The organism is Bradyrhizobium sp. USDA 326 (assembly GCF_049739485.1).
Classification (GTDB): Bacteria; Pseudomonadota; Alphaproteobacteria; order Rhizobiales; family Xanthobacteraceae; genus Bradyrhizobium.
Map to the genome: position 1 here is coordinate 1,665,440 of NZ_JBMGQA010000001.1, position 15,004 is coordinate 1,680,443.

Annotated in this window: 11 protein-coding genes and 3 pseudogenes; 2 read left to right on the forward strand and 12 right to left on the reverse strand. The window is 58.7% G+C overall.

The window, feature by feature from the left end; translation table 11 throughout:
- Positions 1-860: 860 nt before the first annotated feature.
- Positions 861-1,962, reverse strand: a pseudogene (locus tag ABIG06_RS07985) (IS3 family transposase).
- A 109-nt stretch (positions 1,963-2,071) separates the two neighbouring features.
- Here ABIG06_RS07985 and ABIG06_RS07990 point away from each other — a divergent pair.
- Positions 2,072-2,695, forward strand: a pseudogene (locus ABIG06_RS07990) (DDE-type integrase/transposase/recombinase); the annotation flags it as partial.
- 16 nt (positions 2,696-2,711) lie between these two features.
- On the opposite strand, the pseudogene ABIG06_RS07995 reads toward ABIG06_RS07990, so the two are convergent.
- From ABIG06_RS07995 to ABIG06_RS08005, 3 genes and pseudogenes are all read right to left on the reverse strand, one after another.
- Positions 2,712-3,488: pseudogene (locus tag ABIG06_RS07995) on the reverse strand (helix-turn-helix domain-containing protein); the annotation flags it as partial.
- Positions 3,489-4,309: 821 nt separating this feature from the next.
- Positions 4,310-6,016 (reverse strand): M4 family metallopeptidase, encoded by a 1,707-nt coding sequence (locus ABIG06_RS08000; RefSeq protein WP_424578189.1) that lies wholly within the window; start codon positions 6,014-6,016, stop codon positions 4,310-4,312.
- 30 nt (positions 6,017-6,046) lie between these two features.
- Entirely contained in the window at positions 6,047-7,330 is a 1,284-nt protein-coding gene (locus tag ABIG06_RS08005; RefSeq protein ID WP_424578190.1) for a M20/M25/M40 family metallo-hydrolase, read from the reverse strand.
- Positions 7,331-8,818: 1,488 nt separating this feature from the next.
- On the opposite strand from ABIG06_RS08005, the gene ABIG06_RS08010 reads away from it, so the two are divergent.
- On the forward strand, positions 8,819-9,478 hold the full coding sequence (locus ABIG06_RS08010; RefSeq protein WP_370137420.1) for a prepilin peptidase: 660 nt from the start codon (positions 8,819-8,821) through the stop codon (positions 9,476-9,478).
- Between the two features lie 249 nt (positions 9,479-9,727).
- Here ABIG06_RS08010 and ABIG06_RS08015 read toward each other — a convergent pair whose 3' ends face one another.
- Genes ABIG06_RS08015 through gspG form a run of 8 tightly spaced genes read right to left on the reverse strand, consistent with a single transcriptional unit; the run spans position 9,728 to position 14,997 of the window.
- Positions 9,728-10,372: a hypothetical protein gene (locus tag ABIG06_RS08015; protein WP_370137418.1), complete on the reverse strand. Its 645-nt coding sequence runs from the start codon at positions 10,370-10,372 to the stop codon at positions 9,728-9,730.
- Positions 10,369-10,932 carry a type II secretion system protein GspM gene (gspM, locus tag ABIG06_RS08020; protein WP_370137416.1) on the reverse strand — a complete coding sequence of 188 codons (564 nt, stop codon included), beginning with the start codon at positions 10,930-10,932 and terminating at the stop codon, positions 10,369-10,371. The genes ABIG06_RS08015 and gspM overlap by 4 nt, the downstream gene beginning before the upstream one ends.
- Entirely contained in the window at positions 10,929-11,996 is a 1,068-nt protein-coding gene (locus tag ABIG06_RS08025) for a PilN domain-containing protein (RefSeq protein WP_109145501.1), read from the reverse strand. Before ABIG06_RS08025 ends, gspM begins: the two co-directional genes overlap by 4 nt.
- The gene (locus tag ABIG06_RS08030) at positions 11,980-12,921 is read right to left on the reverse strand and encodes a general secretion pathway protein GspK (protein ID WP_109141634.1); all 942 of its coding nucleotides are present in this window, start codon (positions 12,919-12,921) and stop codon (positions 11,980-11,982) included. The genes ABIG06_RS08025 and ABIG06_RS08030 overlap by 17 nt, the downstream gene beginning before the upstream one ends.
- Positions 12,921-13,649 (reverse strand): PulJ/GspJ family protein, encoded by a 729-nt coding sequence (locus ABIG06_RS08035; RefSeq protein WP_370137413.1) that lies wholly within the window; start codon positions 13,647-13,649, stop codon positions 12,921-12,923. Before ABIG06_RS08035 ends, ABIG06_RS08030 begins: the two co-directional genes overlap by 1 nt.
- Positions 13,649-14,059 carry a PulJ/GspJ family protein gene (locus tag ABIG06_RS08040; RefSeq protein WP_225130348.1) on the reverse strand — a complete coding sequence of 137 codons (411 nt, stop codon included), beginning with the start codon at positions 14,057-14,059 and terminating at the stop codon, positions 13,649-13,651. The genes ABIG06_RS08035 and ABIG06_RS08040 overlap by 1 nt, the downstream gene beginning before the upstream one ends.
- Positions 14,031-14,492 carry a prepilin-type N-terminal cleavage/methylation domain-containing protein gene (locus ABIG06_RS08045; RefSeq protein WP_109141637.1) on the reverse strand — a complete coding sequence of 154 codons (462 nt, stop codon included), beginning with the start codon at positions 14,490-14,492 and terminating at the stop codon, positions 14,031-14,033. Before ABIG06_RS08045 ends, ABIG06_RS08040 begins: the two co-directional genes overlap by 29 nt.
- Positions 14,485-14,997: a type II secretion system major pseudopilin GspG gene (gspG, locus tag ABIG06_RS08050; protein ID WP_109141638.1), complete on the reverse strand. Its 513-nt coding sequence runs from the start codon at positions 14,995-14,997 to the stop codon at positions 14,485-14,487. The genes ABIG06_RS08045 and gspG overlap by 8 nt, the downstream gene beginning before the upstream one ends.
- Positions 14,998-15,004 lie beyond the last annotated feature (7 nt).

Below are 15,004 nucleotides of genomic sequence, written 5' to 3' on the forward strand. Positions count from 1 at the left end.
TCGTCCTTCCTTGGGACACCCGACGCGATTTCGTAACAGGTCAATGTAGGAGGAACTGTTGAGCCACGAATTACCTCCGCAACAGTCCAGGTTCCTCGTTCGAAGGGGGACCACCGCTGGATGTTTTATGATCGAGAACGCAAGGGGCCGGCGCTGTTAAAGGACCACAGCTTGGCCGAGAAGCTGAAGGAACGGGCCGAACAAATAAGGCAGGCACTCGTCGATGGTTCGATTAACTGCTGGCCGTGATCCCTTGAGGTGAGCCCTTATTTAGGGAAATGAAAGTCTACCCTGCGTTCAGCTCCGCTCTGGGGTCTCCACGCGGAGAACATAGCCATTCGTTCATGCCCCCAGCCGGGCCTGGTGAGTTCGCCGATGATCTTGAGAAAATCGGCCTGCGAACAGCTGGGCGTCGGACAAACCCACAGGCGTGTCCTTGCTCTGGCAGCATCAGCCGTTTTGCAAAGGCCTGTCCGTCGCCCGCTAAGCACCAGACCGAGATGCTGGACCATGGAGTCCAGCCGCGCCGTGCGTCGCGCGGATGACGCCAATATCCGGTCGGCGAAACGCTCAGTGAAGATCTGGCGTCCGCACGGGACGGCGTCGCAGCGGAAGCGTTCGATGATCACCACGAGCTCTACGAACGCGGCGCCAGCGACAGATCGGTCACGCGTCGGCGCGTTTTTGGATACGCCGTGGAATCGTCCCGCACCTATCACTCAACTTTCATCCAGCAGCGCTTACAGTCTCGGGTTTATGCAGCGAGGCCGACCTTTGGACCATCCAGAACTAGAGTTTTTCGCCGTGATGCAGCGAGACCGAACTTTGGACCACCCGGAACTAGAGTTTTGCGCCTCTGATCACGTTGGCGGGCTGGTGTCGCCGACGTGATATTGCAGCAACATCGGCGGCCGATTGCCGATCGCCCCGTGGGCCGTTCTTCGTTATAGTGTCTGCGCCAACTCTCCACCTTTTGCCGGGCATCCGCAAGGGACAGGAACCAGTGGGCGTTGAGGCATTCGGCCCGGAAGCGGCCGTTGAAGGCTTCGATGAAGGCGTTGTCGGTCGGCTTGCCGGGTCGTGAGAAGTCCAGCGTGACGCCGCGCTGGTAGGCCCAGAGGTCAAGATCGCGCGACACGAACTCGCTGCCTTGATCGACCCGGATCGTCGCCGGGAGTCCCACTTCATTGCAAACCCTTTCCAGCACCGCCACGACGTCGGTGCCGCGGAAGGTGAGCTGCGGCTCCAGTGCGGGCGAGAAGCGTGAGAAGATATCGACGATCGTGAGCACCCGGAGCTTACCGCCGGTGGCCAGCTGGTCATGAACGAAGTCCATCGCCCAGATCTCGTTGACGCGCGTCGCGGGCCGTCGGTCGTCGCGCAGCTTGGCCTTGACCCGGCGCTTGGGCGATTTGTTGCGCAATTGCAAGCCCAATTCGCGATAGATGCGACGGGTCTTGTTCTGCCCGTGACGCCATCCCTCGCGGCGTAGCAACACGTGGACACGGCGATAGCCGTAGCGAACGCGCACATGGCAGATCTCCTTGATCCGAGCTTCGAGGGTCGCCTGGCCGGAGCGACGAGATTTGTAGTGGTAGGTCGAACGGTCGAACTCGAGGGCCGCACAGGCCTTACGGATCGACACATGCCATTCACCGCAAACCTCATCGACGAGCTTGCGCTTCCGGCCAGGCTTCACAGCTTTCGGCGGATCACGTCCTGCAGCATCTCCTTGTCGAGTGACAGATCCGCCACCAGCTTCTTCAGCTTGGCGTTCTCGTCCTCGAGCTGCTTCAGCCGGCGCATCTCGGTCGGCAGCAGCCCGTCATACTTCTTCTTCCAATTAAAATAGGTCGCCTGGCTGATCCCGGCCTTGCGGCAAATGTCTGCAACCGGGACCCCGTCATTACCCTGCTTCAGGATAAACGCCTTTTGGGCGTCCAAAAACTTCGAGGCCTTCATCGTCGTCCGCTCCTCCCAGCCGAGGGGATTCGGCAGCGCTAGACTCTAGATGTCTAGTCCCGGAGTGTGGGGGAATCAGCCAAACTGATCCCTCATTCCGGGAGCAGTTATGGGACAGATACTTCACGGCAGCGCCACGACCACGCACGCCATCCGAGCAGCGATACAGCGATCTAAGGCTCCGCTCAAAGAACTAGCCGCGCAGCATGGTCTCAATCAGAAGACAGTCTCCAAGTGGCGCAAGCGGACCTTTGTTCACGATGCGCCGATGGGTCCGAAGATCGTGCGTTCGACAGTTCTGACGGCAGAGGAGGAGGCGGCGGTCGTTGCGTTCCGCAAGCACACGCTGCTGCCTCTCGATGACTGCCTCTACGCTCTGCAGGCGACCATTCCCCATCTGACGCGGTCATCCTTGCACCGTTGCCTGCAACGCCATGGGATCAGCCGCCTGCCCGAGGTCGCCGGTGACAAGCCTGCCAAGCAGCCTTTCAAGGCCTATCCGATCGGCTACTTCCATATCGACATCGCCGAGGTTCGCACTGAGGAGGGCAAGCTCTACCTCTTCGTGGCGGTGGATCGCACCTCGAAGTACGCCTTCGCTCGGCTGATGCAGAAGGCGACCGTTGCCACCGCCAGGGCTTTCCTCAACGACCTGGTCAAGGCTGCCCCCTACAAAATCCACACCGTGCTCACGGACAACGGCATCCAATTCGCCGACCTGCCCAAGAACCGATCGGGTCCAACCGCCATGTGGCGCGGATGTCCTCGACGGCGAGGTAGAGCTCGTATTCGTGATGCTCCGGATTGCCGCAATACTCGGTGCCGCGGTCGGTCAGGATCCGGTTCAGCGGGATACCCCGCGCATCGAAGAACGGCACCACGCGATCATTCAACAGTTCGGCCGCCGTGATCGGCGTCTTGCGATCATACAGCTTGGCGAACGCCACCTTGCTGTAGGTGTCGATGAAGGTCTGCTGATAGATCCGCCCGACCCCCTTCATGTTGCCGACATAGAAGGTATCCTGCGCACCACAATAGCCGGGGCACTCGCTCTCGAACTCGCCGTGCGCTTCCTTCTCGGACTTGGCCTTTTCCAACGCAACGAGCTGGGCCTTGATCAGCACCAGGCCGTCCTGGGCCATCTTAGCCTCCAGCGCCGTCAGCCGCTTCTTGACGTTGGCGAGGTCGTGACGCAGCCACACCGCCCGCACACCGAACGGGGAGATCGACAGGCCGCGGCTCCTGAGCTCATTGCTGACTCGCACCTGGCCCCAGGCCGGCTGGTCGATCGCCAGCTCAACGACGGCCGCCTCGACCTCCGGCGCGACCCGGTTCTTCAGGATCGGTTTCTTGCGGCTGATCTCAATCAGCGCTAGCTCGCCGCCCCTGTCGTACAGTTCCTTGAACCGGTAGAAGCTGTCGCGGCTATAGCCCATCATCCGGCAAGCCTGGCTGACATTGCCGAGCTGCTTGGCCAATTCCAGCATTCCGACTTTCGCGCGAATGACCTTCTGTTCCTGGGTCATGGTAACGTCTCCTGTGAGACGCTGCGGGCTGCGCGGGAGCGCCCTTTGGGTGAGCGCTCCTGCTCGCCCGCAGCTTCATTCCCCGCCAGTTCCAACCTTGCCGTCAGATTAAGTCGAAACTTCTACAGACAAGGCTTGCCCAGAAGCTGACAAGCTTGTTGGCTACGAGAAGCATGCTTCCTTCACCAGGGCGCCGATCGAGGCCGAGGCGATCAAGCACATTAATGTTCTGTTCGCCATTGTAGGCGAGATCAACGGTCTTGCGCCGCGGGAGCGCCGGCGCGTGCGCCAGGAGCGCCGCCGGGTCTGGTCCTCGAACTGCAGGGATGGTTGCGCGAACAACGCACAAAGCCGTCCAAGCAGAACGAGACGAAAGGCGATCAAAACTGCCTAAGCCGCTGGGACGCAATTTACCCGCTTGTCGCCCTCGTGGGCCAAGAAATTGAACCTTCGCGGGCTCCGATGAGGGCGTGCGGCTGCGATCTATACCTTGATCGCACCACCAAGCTCCACGAGATCGATCCACAGGCTGGGCTCGCCGACGTGCTGGCCCGCCTGCCGGATCATCGCGCCAAGCGCATGTCCTGGAATTGTCGACCTCAGAACGTCACTCTCGCCCGCATGAGCGCGGACGACCTACCCCGCACGATGGACATAAGCCGACATTTCCGGTCGCCCGAACCGGTGACGGCTTCTCATCCCGGGAGCACGCACTCTCTACAACAACTCCACCCGGCACCGGACTGCATCGGTGGAGTTCTTATTGCATGCCGCAGGTTTTAGGAACGGGATCTGGTCCTGGCCTAGGAAGCCATACGCCGTCAGTTTACCGAGCCGGCAGAGGTCCGGTCAGAGTCACAGACCCAACGCGGTTTGTCTTCGCCCCGGGATGCAGCCATCGCGCAGCTAATCCCTACTTGATCAAATGCAAAAACGACATCTTTGGTTTCATACTTCAGTTTATCCGCCGCCCGGAGCACCCCTTCGGCACCATTTTGAAACGTGGCGTTCAAAGTCCAGTAGTCTTGATTCGCGACAACAAACGTGTGGAATGCCTTCCTGATATCCCAACCAGAGCGTTTTAGGATACAAAACACCTTGTTATAAATTCCACTGGAATAGTGAACGTCCAGTCGATCAGAGTATTTGGAGACGTGGTCTATAGAGTAGCCATCCTGTGGCGGGTCGCACATATATCGCAAAGACGTCCCAGCTTTTTTGGTAACATCCGCCCCCACGGTCAAGTCAGACCCCGATCTTCCGAATGTATTGCCATACTTCTGGAAGTAATAGGATTCGGCAGCTTCTCCTGCCATGTCGGAAAACGACTCATTCATACCACCTGACTGGTACTGATATTCGAGGTTCGAATTCTGCTCTGTGAAACCATGCGACACTTCATGGGCAACAACATCCAAGCCCACCAGAGGGTAGAACATCGCTTTCCCATCGCCAAACGTCATTGAGCTGCCATTCCAAAATGCGGTGTCCTCATTCCTGGAGAAGTGTACGCGCAAATGCAGTTTCTGCTTCAAAGGACTGACGCCGTACCAGTCCCTATACATGTCCACAACAACCTGCCCGAAAAATTGGGCATCATTCAGCGGTGAGAACGCGCCATTGATATTATCCCCTGCGTTGTTGTAACACCTAAACGCAAAAGGCTTGTTCGTACCTTCTACAGAGTAGTTCATGTGCTCGGTGAAAACATCTGGGCTATCCATTTCACAGATGCTGCCCTGCTCGCTCACTTCGAAAGGCGGAACGGTTTCGCTTCCATAGGTGTACTGGCCAGTCTTGGCATTTCCGCCAGGCCCCGTTCCTCTTTGTGCGTGTTGTAGGTTTTCATAGGAACTCACAGTTTCGCCAGTAATAGCATCGATAAACAACACAGGACGTGTCGGGCGTGGGCCTGCTGTGCCGTCCCGGACAGTTGTAAAGAACGACGTGCGGTACACAAGCCGGACCTCGCCCTTCTTTTGAACGAGATACACGAGATCGGCCTCTTCGTTTTCGTAGCTGCTCGCGCGAAGCGTAGGGGCAGAAGAGAGTACAATCTCCTTAGCTTTTTGAAGCGCCTGCTGCTTGGTGATCTTCGCGGTCAGGGCCGGACCTAAATCGTAGGCGGCAGTTCCGCTTATGGCAACAATTCTCGTGCCATCAGCAGATCTCTCGGCAACGATCTGCTGGCCCCACACGGGAATTCCGTCGTGCTGCTGCTCAAGGCGGAGAGTGGCGCCGGAACGGTTAGGCAGCGCCTTAAGCGACGAAGAAGTATCGAGCTCGAGCAATCGGGCAACGGAGGCCTCAGGTGATCTTCCTTGAGCTATTTCAGCTAGGGGACTGGTTTGAGGTACAACCTTGTTCACCTCACGGATCTCGGCGGCGGTAGCTGACCCTAGCGAGGCACCCAATACAAAGCACGCCAGTGCGTGGACACGGTTATGACGCATTACACTCTCCTCAAGCTCGATTAATCGCGTCGCTGCATTGAAAGTAGCGAACGTAATTGCTGCGATCTGGCTCAACCTGCATATCCAATGTCATCTCTCCCATCGTCAGTTGCGATAGCTCTCACGACCATCGACGCCTTTTGCCGTTTCGATCAGAAACTCAATGGCGAGCTTGGCGAAGCGGGCGGCTTTTGTTGCATCCAACTTGGAAACCACGTCCTCCGAGGTGTGAATGTATGGATTGCTCTCTTTGAGCGGAGCCTCGAACGGCCAGGCTGCGCGGATGCCATTTCGCGTCCACGAGGCATGATCAGAGCATGCGTAGCAGCCCTTAGTTTCACCGTGCGTGATCGCATGAGCACCAGAATGGTTGTATTCCTTTAGGAGCTTCGTGAGAAAACCATTTAGTTCGGGGCTGGTGTATTGGTTCACCAGGTAGATGTCCCGGGTGTCCCGGCCGGAATTGAAGCCGGTCATGTCAAACTGCAAGGCCGCAATTACCTTTTGCCCTTTACTTTCGGCCGCGTACCTGTCCGCGATTTCAGCGGAACCTCGAAGCCCTACCTCTTCGGCCGAGTAGGCCATAAACTTAATAGTCCGCTGCGGTTTGAATCCCGTTTCCATCAGCACACGAAGCGCCTCTGTGACGACCGCGACTCCGGATGCGTCGTCGTCAGCACCAGGCGCGTTCTCTTTGGGGTTATCTTTATTCTTCCAATTAATGGAGTCGATATGCGCGCCAATCACCACTACTTCATCCGGCCGGGACGCGCCTCGGATTGTTCCGATAACCGAGTTCTGAACCCAGCCGTGCGAAAATAGCGCGACCGTGAAGTCCGGACGCTCCTGTCCCATGCTCTCCCATTCTCTACGAACAAACTCAGCCGCTTCTTGCCCTTTGGACGTTTCGAAGTGTCGCGTCCCGAAACCTTGGAGCATTGTGATCGTGTTGAGGATCTTATCGCCCTTAACCCGCTCAAGGGCGCGCCTCACGGCACTCTGCTGATCAAGCGTCTCCGGAAGGGGAGCTAAGTAGCGAAATCCGGGCTTGTAAGCTGGGTTGTCCACCTCCTTGAGGGCTGCCTCGCGCGAGGCGTGGACAGTGAAGCCGCCGCAGCGCGGGCATGCGCTGCGCATCCAATTAGAAAACCTGTCCAGGTCTTTTTCAGCGATGTCAGCAACCGACATGCCGTTGATCACTTGAAACGTGGGAACAACGAGATCGTCCGCAACTGATTGTCGGCTCGCAAGAGACCGCTGCGCGGCAGCTGCCACATTGTCGCTAGTGACAACCCAAAGCCTTGAGGATTGTGCATAAGTACAGGGACCACCCACCAGCAACATGGCTAAAGCAGTTAGAATTGTCTTTGAGCCACTCATTCCTTTCATGTCTACTCCTTTTCGCCGACGCATGAGCATGCTGATGACGCAACCACGCTACACACCGTCACAGCAGCTTCCGGACAACCAGTCGTTTAGCGATGAATCGCGGCCGGTCCGCCTGAAGATGATGTTCTCTGCGAGAGTTGCTGTGGTCGCGCGAACAGAGCAAGCGGCGTGCCAAATCGAAACTCCAATATTACTCGTGCTTCGTAGCATCTTAGTGCGTCGTAGCTCGGTATTGGGCTAAACCTGACCATCGGCACGGCTAGTGACCGACATTCGTTGCAGAGTTAGCGACGAAATCGCGACTATTCAGATACTGTGCAACCGGTGCCGCTGAGCGCACCGAATTGCAGGACCGGGAGCCGGCCGTGGGGATCCGGCGCCATCAAGTTCTGTTTAAATGGAGAACCAAACTAGCCCTGCCGCCATTCTCGAGGTCACGCAAGTAGCCAGCTTTATGCTTGTGTTGGATCGTTCAGAACGACCCGGCGCTCACAGGGGGTTGCGCCAGCGGCAACTGAACGCCGGCGAGCACTTTGTAATGGCCGGGCGGGCCGGTGTGGGAGACTTTGTCCTACTCAGCCGCACCGAGTTGCCGCTAATTCAAACAGGACCGTTCGCATGAGAGCAGGCCTGAGCTACTCGAATTCGGACGGCTGCCAGCGTTGCCGGAGCGACGCGGATCATATTCTCACTGCGCCATATTCTGCGTGTGGCAGGGGGCATCCACTCGAGACCTTAGCGCCAGGGCCTCGTTGTAAATGCGCGTGCGTTCATTAGATGGTCCCCGCAGATCGGGCTGCCAGCGCTACATTCTCCAGACGCGCCGCTTGCGGGGAGGAGGATGAAAATTGTAATGTGGCACTCCGAGGGCCTGGATCGCCGTTGTTGTCGAGGGGGACTCAATCGAGACGAAACTATTCTTTTCCGCCGCGGCCGAGGGCCTGCAGAGCAGGTCGAGTGAATGTGTCGCTGATGTCGAATCCTCGTCGGGACTACCCTTGTGCGGTCAAACCCGGGAGGCCGACCTGCGGTTAGCTGCTTTGTGTGTGACGAAACCGCCACTCGCCCTCTGAGGCGAATGACGATCCAAAGAAGCTCGAAAAGGCGCGCCATGAGCGGGATGAATGCGGGATGATTCCCTTGCTTGGTTGCTGCTCGCCACTGCGCTACGCATTCCCACGCCGCTGTTGTGCGCGGACTACCGTCACCGGCATTTGACCGTGGGCGACCGGTGCAGCAGCGTCCCGCCTCAGTCATTGCATGCCGGTTGCGGCCCGGCTAAGGTCGTAGCATCCCTATGTGCATCGCAATTACATTCTCATGGCGCTCACCTTTAAGTTCTGCCGAACCGAGTCCCGGTGGCAACGCGCGCGCTCTGGTCACCCCGGCGCTCGGAAGCTGGATCGCCGCGGTCGATCTTGGTGGCCCCCGCTCGCATTGTGAACCGCCGCTCCATGTTGTCGTCATGCCGCACCCTTCATGACAGACTTGACTGACGCGATCTGCTGCACGCTGCTGCTGTTTGCTTGTGGCTGGCTGATCTGGACCGATCTCCGCCATGGCATCATCCCTGATTGGATCAACGGCTTGATCGCAGCGCTGGGACTTGCGAGGACGTTTGCGATGGAGGGGGCTCTTGGTCCACTGATCGCGGGCAGCCAAGGCCTAATAATCGCTGCCCTGCTCCTGCTGTTGAGAGAACTCTACTTCCGTTGGCGCAGCATACAAGGGCTCGGCCTTGGTGACGTCAAGTTCCTCGCCGCCGCTACGCTTTGGACTGGACTATTCGACTTCCCGATTCTGTTGCTTGCCGCAAGCGTCGCGGCGCTGTTCGTCGTACTCTGCCTCCATATGGTCGGGCAAGGCGTCACCGCACGAACGTCGATCCCGTTCGGACCATTTCTGGTCGTCGGCCTACTCGTCGTGCTTGCTGTGCAGACAAGTGCTGCAAGTATGCCTTTCCAGACTATCAATTTACTGGATAGTTTATTGCCGCCAGCCAGAATACGGCCGGACGTTCACGGCGCCACAACAACGCGCCGTGCTGCCTCGCCTATGCACCCGCTCTGGCGCAAGAGAGGTCACATAATGACGAAAATTGAGGTCAACGGCGATTGCGGCATTCCTTCGGATATGAAGGTGTTTTAGGGATCCCGAGCAACAACATGCTCACGACTAGCTCCTGGACCCTGACGAAATTGCGCGCTTACCAAAATCCGATCGAGAACCTCGACACACGCACAGGCGAGTCGAACTCGCTGGGCGCTCGGGCATTGAATCCATGCAGCGGAGAAGCGTGCAAAGGCAACGCGCATTCATTCCGCGACTACATAGATTAGATTGACAGTAAGACGAAACACAGGCGTTGTTTGGAGGATCGGATGTTGGATCGGACCACTACTGCGTTTGTCGAGGTCCCAGCTCCTGTTCGGCGGTCGTCGAGTTCAAAGGTGATAGCTGGATCTCTCCCTCACTTCCTTTTCCAGGCTGGGGCATAGACATGATCGCCTTCTTGGAGGGGTTTTCCAACATCACCTCGCGAGCTCGCACCTCGCGTAGCACCCAGCCATCATGCTGTTCGCCGACCCTGATCCGAAGCGACAGCTTGCTGGACTGATCGATGAAGATCCCGAAGCTCTCGAAACCTCCCACAACGGTTCCAACCAGCGCGAGCGCCGGCTTCTCCGGCCTCTTGGAGGACAGCGGAGGCACGGGCACAGCGGCAACCGGCGTCGGCACGGGGACCAGCGCCCGTCGTGAGGGCGAGAAGATGGGACGGTCCCGGGTAGCGGATAGCCGGGTCAACGAAATTCCCCACAAGGGATTGGCACTGGATGCCGGCTCTTTCGGCGCCGACACCGAGTTGATGGTCAATGACGACGGCTCAGGCTTGTCGACTCCTGCCCCACCCTCCCGCTGCCCTATCGAACCAGTGTCCGTCACTTCCTCGCTTTTCACAGCCGCTATGGCCGCGCAGACCGACAGGTTTGTCATGGCCAATACGACAGCGGCGAAACGGATCGTTGCGATAGGACGCATCATTTGCGTTCCTGCCATTGACCCGATACCGTCAGCGAAACGCGCAGCTTTCCTGGCGGGGTGGTCGTGCCGGTCAACAACGTTTCGACCAAGAGTTGCTCCACAAAGAGGAATGGAAGACCGGCTTCCAGGTCATAGAGCAGTTGCTGTAAGGCTGGTTGTTCGACCTCGCAGCTCGTCACTACACTAATGAAGCCTGCTTTCGAATGCTTACCCTGCAGTTCGACCTCGGTCGACAGGACGTTGCCCCCGGTTTTTGTGACGGCGCCCACCACCCTTTGCACCAGTGCAGCGCCTGCAACGGTCACAGTCTTTCCTTCGAGAAAGGCCGAACCTCCAGGTCCGGTCAGATTAGGCTCGCCGCTGCGATCAGGCCGAACCGCTCCTCCCTCGAACTGAGGCAATAGCACTCCAGCCTCGTGGAGCTGGTCGTATCGCGCAAATAGATCGGTGATGGCGCTTACGATTACCCAGAGGAAAAGGAGAACTGCGATACCATAGCCTGAAGCAGCTGCAGCAGGTGATGACCGAAATGCCACCCGAAAGAAAGCGGATCCCCTCATGTGCTTCCCCTGAAATAGGCATTCACATGAACCTCGATGTGAAATCGCTCGCCGGGCTCGTTCGATGATCTGGTTGTCGGTGCGAAGAATGCGGCTCGGCTGAACTGCGGTGACTGCTCGATCAGCTGGATCAGCGTCGGGGCATCCTGAGTCAGACCAATCAGTTGCAGCCGATTGCCCTCGACACGCAGGTTGGTGACATAGGTACCATCGGGCAGGATGCTCGAAAGATGATCCAGGACCAACACCGTCGCTGGCGTCGTTTGCTTACGCCGAGCGAGCAGCGCGCCGGCAGTTGATGCAGCGTCGCTCGGATCGCCCTTGACTGCTGCCCGCTGACGCCCGATCGTGCTGCGCAGTTCTTGCAATGCTCCGTCTGCCTTTGTGCTGAGCACCATGGTTACTATCAGCACCAATGCAGTCGCAGTCCCAGCGCCGAGCAGAAAAAACTTCAGGAGTTTCGCAAGGTCTCGGCGACCGGAGATCGCCGAACGAAGACCTGCGGTGAAAAGCGTAATCGGATGCAAGGACAACTCACTCTGTGTATGGATCGCGACTGTGGCAGCTCCGACATGATCCGCGAACTGGACCAGCGGCTCTACCGTGGCACGCGACACCGCCGCTAAAATGAGGCCGATGCGTTCCTTGGGTGCCGACTGAGGCTCACTGAAACCAAAGAGCGCCTGTTCGGCACTCCAGGGCGTTAGTCGATCGATCTGTGAACGGATCATTCCGTTTAGAAATGGTTCTGCCTGCTTTGGAAAGTCGAGCTGCCGAACCAGCACTTGGTTTGGGGCGAGGTAAATGTCCATTACGCACCCGCGCAGTACCCCAATCCAGTTGCTTGGCAGGTTATGGTCGCCGGCCAGCCGAACTTGGGCATTCTCTGGCTGCAGCTTGCGTGCGGAGTGCTGCAGCAGCTGTAGCGTCAGCCCATCCGCTCCGTCGTGGCAAGCGCTTACCCGACGGCGCCGGTGGACACGGTTCGCGATCGCTTCAAGAGCGCTAGCCACCAGGGCACACCAGGCGGTAAGCGCCATTTCGATGTCACTTGCCATCTTCATGCCCACCTCGCCCGTCGTGTGTTTGCGCGCCCTCCTCCTCGTGCGACAGAACTCGATAAGGCAATTTCCCTTCGCCCAATTCAATTACGACCACCGACGACCGCCGCCGACCATCGGCTGCCCGCAATGACACGCGCAACCTCCACGCGTTGCTCTTGCCCGCGATGACCCTGGCACTTGCGGGTACCAGCGCCTGCGCAATAGCAGCCGGGTCGGCGGATAACGCGTCTCGTGAGGCGAGGAAATCCTTCAGGATCAGCGGCGTCATGCCCGGAACTGAAGCGACCACCTCCGCCGGGGCGGCCAAAATGTCTATCCCAGGCGAGCCGCTGAAGACGGTGACAAACGGCATCACTCGGTCAAGCAGCCAGGACGGCGGCCCGAGCACTAGCGGTAGCTCGTCGACATGGACGAAGGGGGCCAGCCTCGGACCATATTTACGTCCCGCCGCTGCATAAAGCGCCTCTTCCGATCGCGCAGCCGCCTTATCCACCGGCTTGGTACGCCACGATACCACCCTATCGGCATAATCCTGCGCCGCTTCGGCGTCTGCGCCAAGGATATTGAAGAGATTGGCGATCATCTCCTTCGGCGCGGCATTGAGATCGACTCGGGCGGCCTCGGTTAGGAACGAGACCGCCACAACGTCACCGCCGATCCGGATGCTGAATCCACCGCGCCTTGGCCGCTCCTCATTTTTCGCCATGAGCAACTGATAAGCCGCTAGCTCAACGCCGGCAGCGACCAACGCTTCTGCTTGCAAGGCGTCATCATCAATCCGCAAGACTCGCGCCGAGTTCGAAAGGTACTGTGAGAATACCACGATGAGCGCGGCCAAGACTGCTAGAAACCAGAGCACCGCCACCAGGATGAAGCCATCCCAAGGGCCAGCCTTGCGTGACGATTGCCCTTTCGATTGCAACATCAATCGCTCCGCGCGCCACCGAGAGCGGCCTTAGAGCCCTGCTGCGGCTCGTCCGGCCTCGAGCTCACGCAGTCCCTCTCACCTTCAATACATCCCGCAGCCGGAGCATCGACATGAATCCGGACCACCCGCGACATTATGGCTAATCCGCCCCGACTACGATCTAGAATAGTCAAGCGAACCGCAGTGGGAAGCCGACCCGCCTCATGCCAATCCGGCCACCAAGCAAGGCTCGCATCCGCATAGGCAAAGGACAGTCGGAAGGGAGGACTAAGCAGCACCACTCGATCGGCGAAATGCAGAGTTTCGGAAAGTGAAACGCCGACCGGCAAAGGTGTGAATGAGGTTCGCGAGCGCACGAGCGCAACATCGGATCCGTTAGCAGTTTCGCCAATCTGGACGATGTCAAGGCCAGGCCCGACATTCGGTCCAATCGCCTTGCGAACAAACGTCACCCCTAGCTCTCCCCCTTCAAACAGCGGCTGCGTCTGGTCGCGATTGGACGGGACAAACTCCGCTGCAGAAAGATCGTTGGCTATTCGGCGCAGCGCCAAACCGAGCATCTCCGCGCGTTGAACACGATTGACGCCGCGATTCCACGCCGGAAACCATTGCGACGTCATTGTCGCAAGCACCGACATCACGAGCCCCGCGACAACAAGCGCAGCCAGGGCCTCGATCAGGGTAAAACCGGCTCGCGCGTCACGATGTTCTGATGCCGCACACATCAGCCTGCAGTCCGCGCCAGTCGCACTGTGCGCACATCGACGACGGCGCCCGATGCCGAACGAAGACGCAGCTCCACCATGCGAGGAATCCAGCCCGCCTGACCGGCGGCGACGTCCCAACCCGTCCCGATCGGCGCAACCAGAACAGTCCACTCGCCGGAGGCGGACGCACCGCGGAATGTACCCGGTAGCAACCGATCACGGCCTGGAATCGCGGTGACAAGAGCCGCGCTCGCCTCTTGGATGACTGAGACCCTCTCCTCGATCTTACGAACGGCACGCATATTGGTTGATACGACAGTGCCAATTAACCCAAGTGACAGGCTGAGCACCGCGAGCGCGACCAGCATCTCTATCAGAGTGAAGCCAGCGTCACTCTCTTCAGCCTTTGATGAGGGAACGAGAGACAACCTCAATCCTCCCAGTCAGCCAGTTGATCCTGATCTCGACACGCAGGTCAGCCCGCCAGAGCGCAATCGCACCACCGCAGGACAGGCCGTCGGGAAAGAAACTGATCGCCGATAAGACCGGACGTTGGTTGCAGCTGCGTGGCAATATCGCCTCGAATTTGACGTCGTCCGGCACCTGGACAGCAGCGGAGCTGGCGCCCGAATGAATCGCCCGGCGTGGCGGATCGACCAGAGTATCCACCCTGACGCCACCGCCGACCGACATCGCCCGGTCAGCTTTCAGGATCGAGGCGGCCGCAAGAGCATAGGCCTGCAGCCTTGCCTTGGATGTCTGCCGCGGCACGAACGGCAATAGCACTGCCGCGATCATTCCGGTGATCGCGAGCATGCAAACCACCTCCAGCAATGTGAAGCCGCGTTGACCATCATTCATTGCGTGCACTCGTCTGCGCACCGAGCATAATGTCAGCAGCCGTCCCGCTACCTCCCTCCTGACCGTCGGCGCCATACGATATGATCTCGTATGGGCCACGCTCGCCAGGGGAGCGATAAACATAAGGCGTATTCCAGGGATCGGCGGGGATCGCGCCACCTCTCAGGTATGGGCCATTCCAGGCCGTAATGCCGGCGGGCCGGCTCGCCAAGGCTCGTAACCCTTCGGATGCTGTGGGATAACGACCCGCGTCCAGATAAAAGAGGTCCAGTGCGCTCGCGAAGCTCTGCAACTGGATCTTCGCTGCCTTGACCTTGGACTCCCCGAGATAATTGAGGACCCTTGGCCCGATCAGCCCCATGATCAGGCCTATGATGGTGATCACAACCAGCATCTCGGCCAAGGTAAATCCGCGCTCCCCTTCGGGGGCCTCCACTGGAATACGCCATATAAGTCTCGATTGGTATGCACGACGTTCCGCGACCGGCCGGCATTCTGTTGTCATGCTGAGC

What these genes read in the sequence shown, in the direction of transcription:
- ABIG06_RS08005 (WP_424578190.1), bottom strand. Translation starts at nt 7,330, where the DNA reads ATGAAAGGAATGAGTGGCTCAAAGACAATTCTAACTGCTTTAGCCATG.
- ABIG06_RS08015 (WP_370137418.1), bottom strand. Translation starts at nt 10,372, where the DNA reads ATGATGCGTCCTATCGCAACGATCCGTTTCGCCGCTGTCGTATTGGCC.
- gspM (WP_370137416.1), bottom strand. Translation starts at nt 10,932, where the DNA reads ATGAGGGGATCCGCTTTCTTTCGGGTGGCATTTCGGTCATCACCTGCT.
- ABIG06_RS08025 (WP_109145501.1), bottom strand. Translation starts at nt 11,996, where the DNA reads ATGAAGATGGCAAGTGACATCGAAATGGCGCTTACCGCCTGGTGTGCC.
- ABIG06_RS08030 (WP_109141634.1), bottom strand. Translation starts at nt 12,921, where the DNA reads ATGTTGCAATCGAAAGGGCAATCGTCACGCAAGGCTGGCCCTTGGGAT.
- ABIG06_RS08035 (WP_370137413.1), bottom strand. Translation starts at nt 13,649, where the DNA reads ATGTGTGCGGCATCAGAACATCGTGACGCGCGAGCCGGTTTTACCCTG.
- ABIG06_RS08045 (WP_109141637.1), bottom strand. Translation starts at nt 14,492, where the DNA reads ATGAATGATGGTCAACGCGGCTTCACATTGCTGGAGGTGGTTTGCATG.
- gspG (WP_109141638.1), bottom strand. Translation starts at nt 14,997, where the DNA reads ATGACAACAGAATGCCGGCCGGTCGCGGAACGTCGTGCATACCAATCG.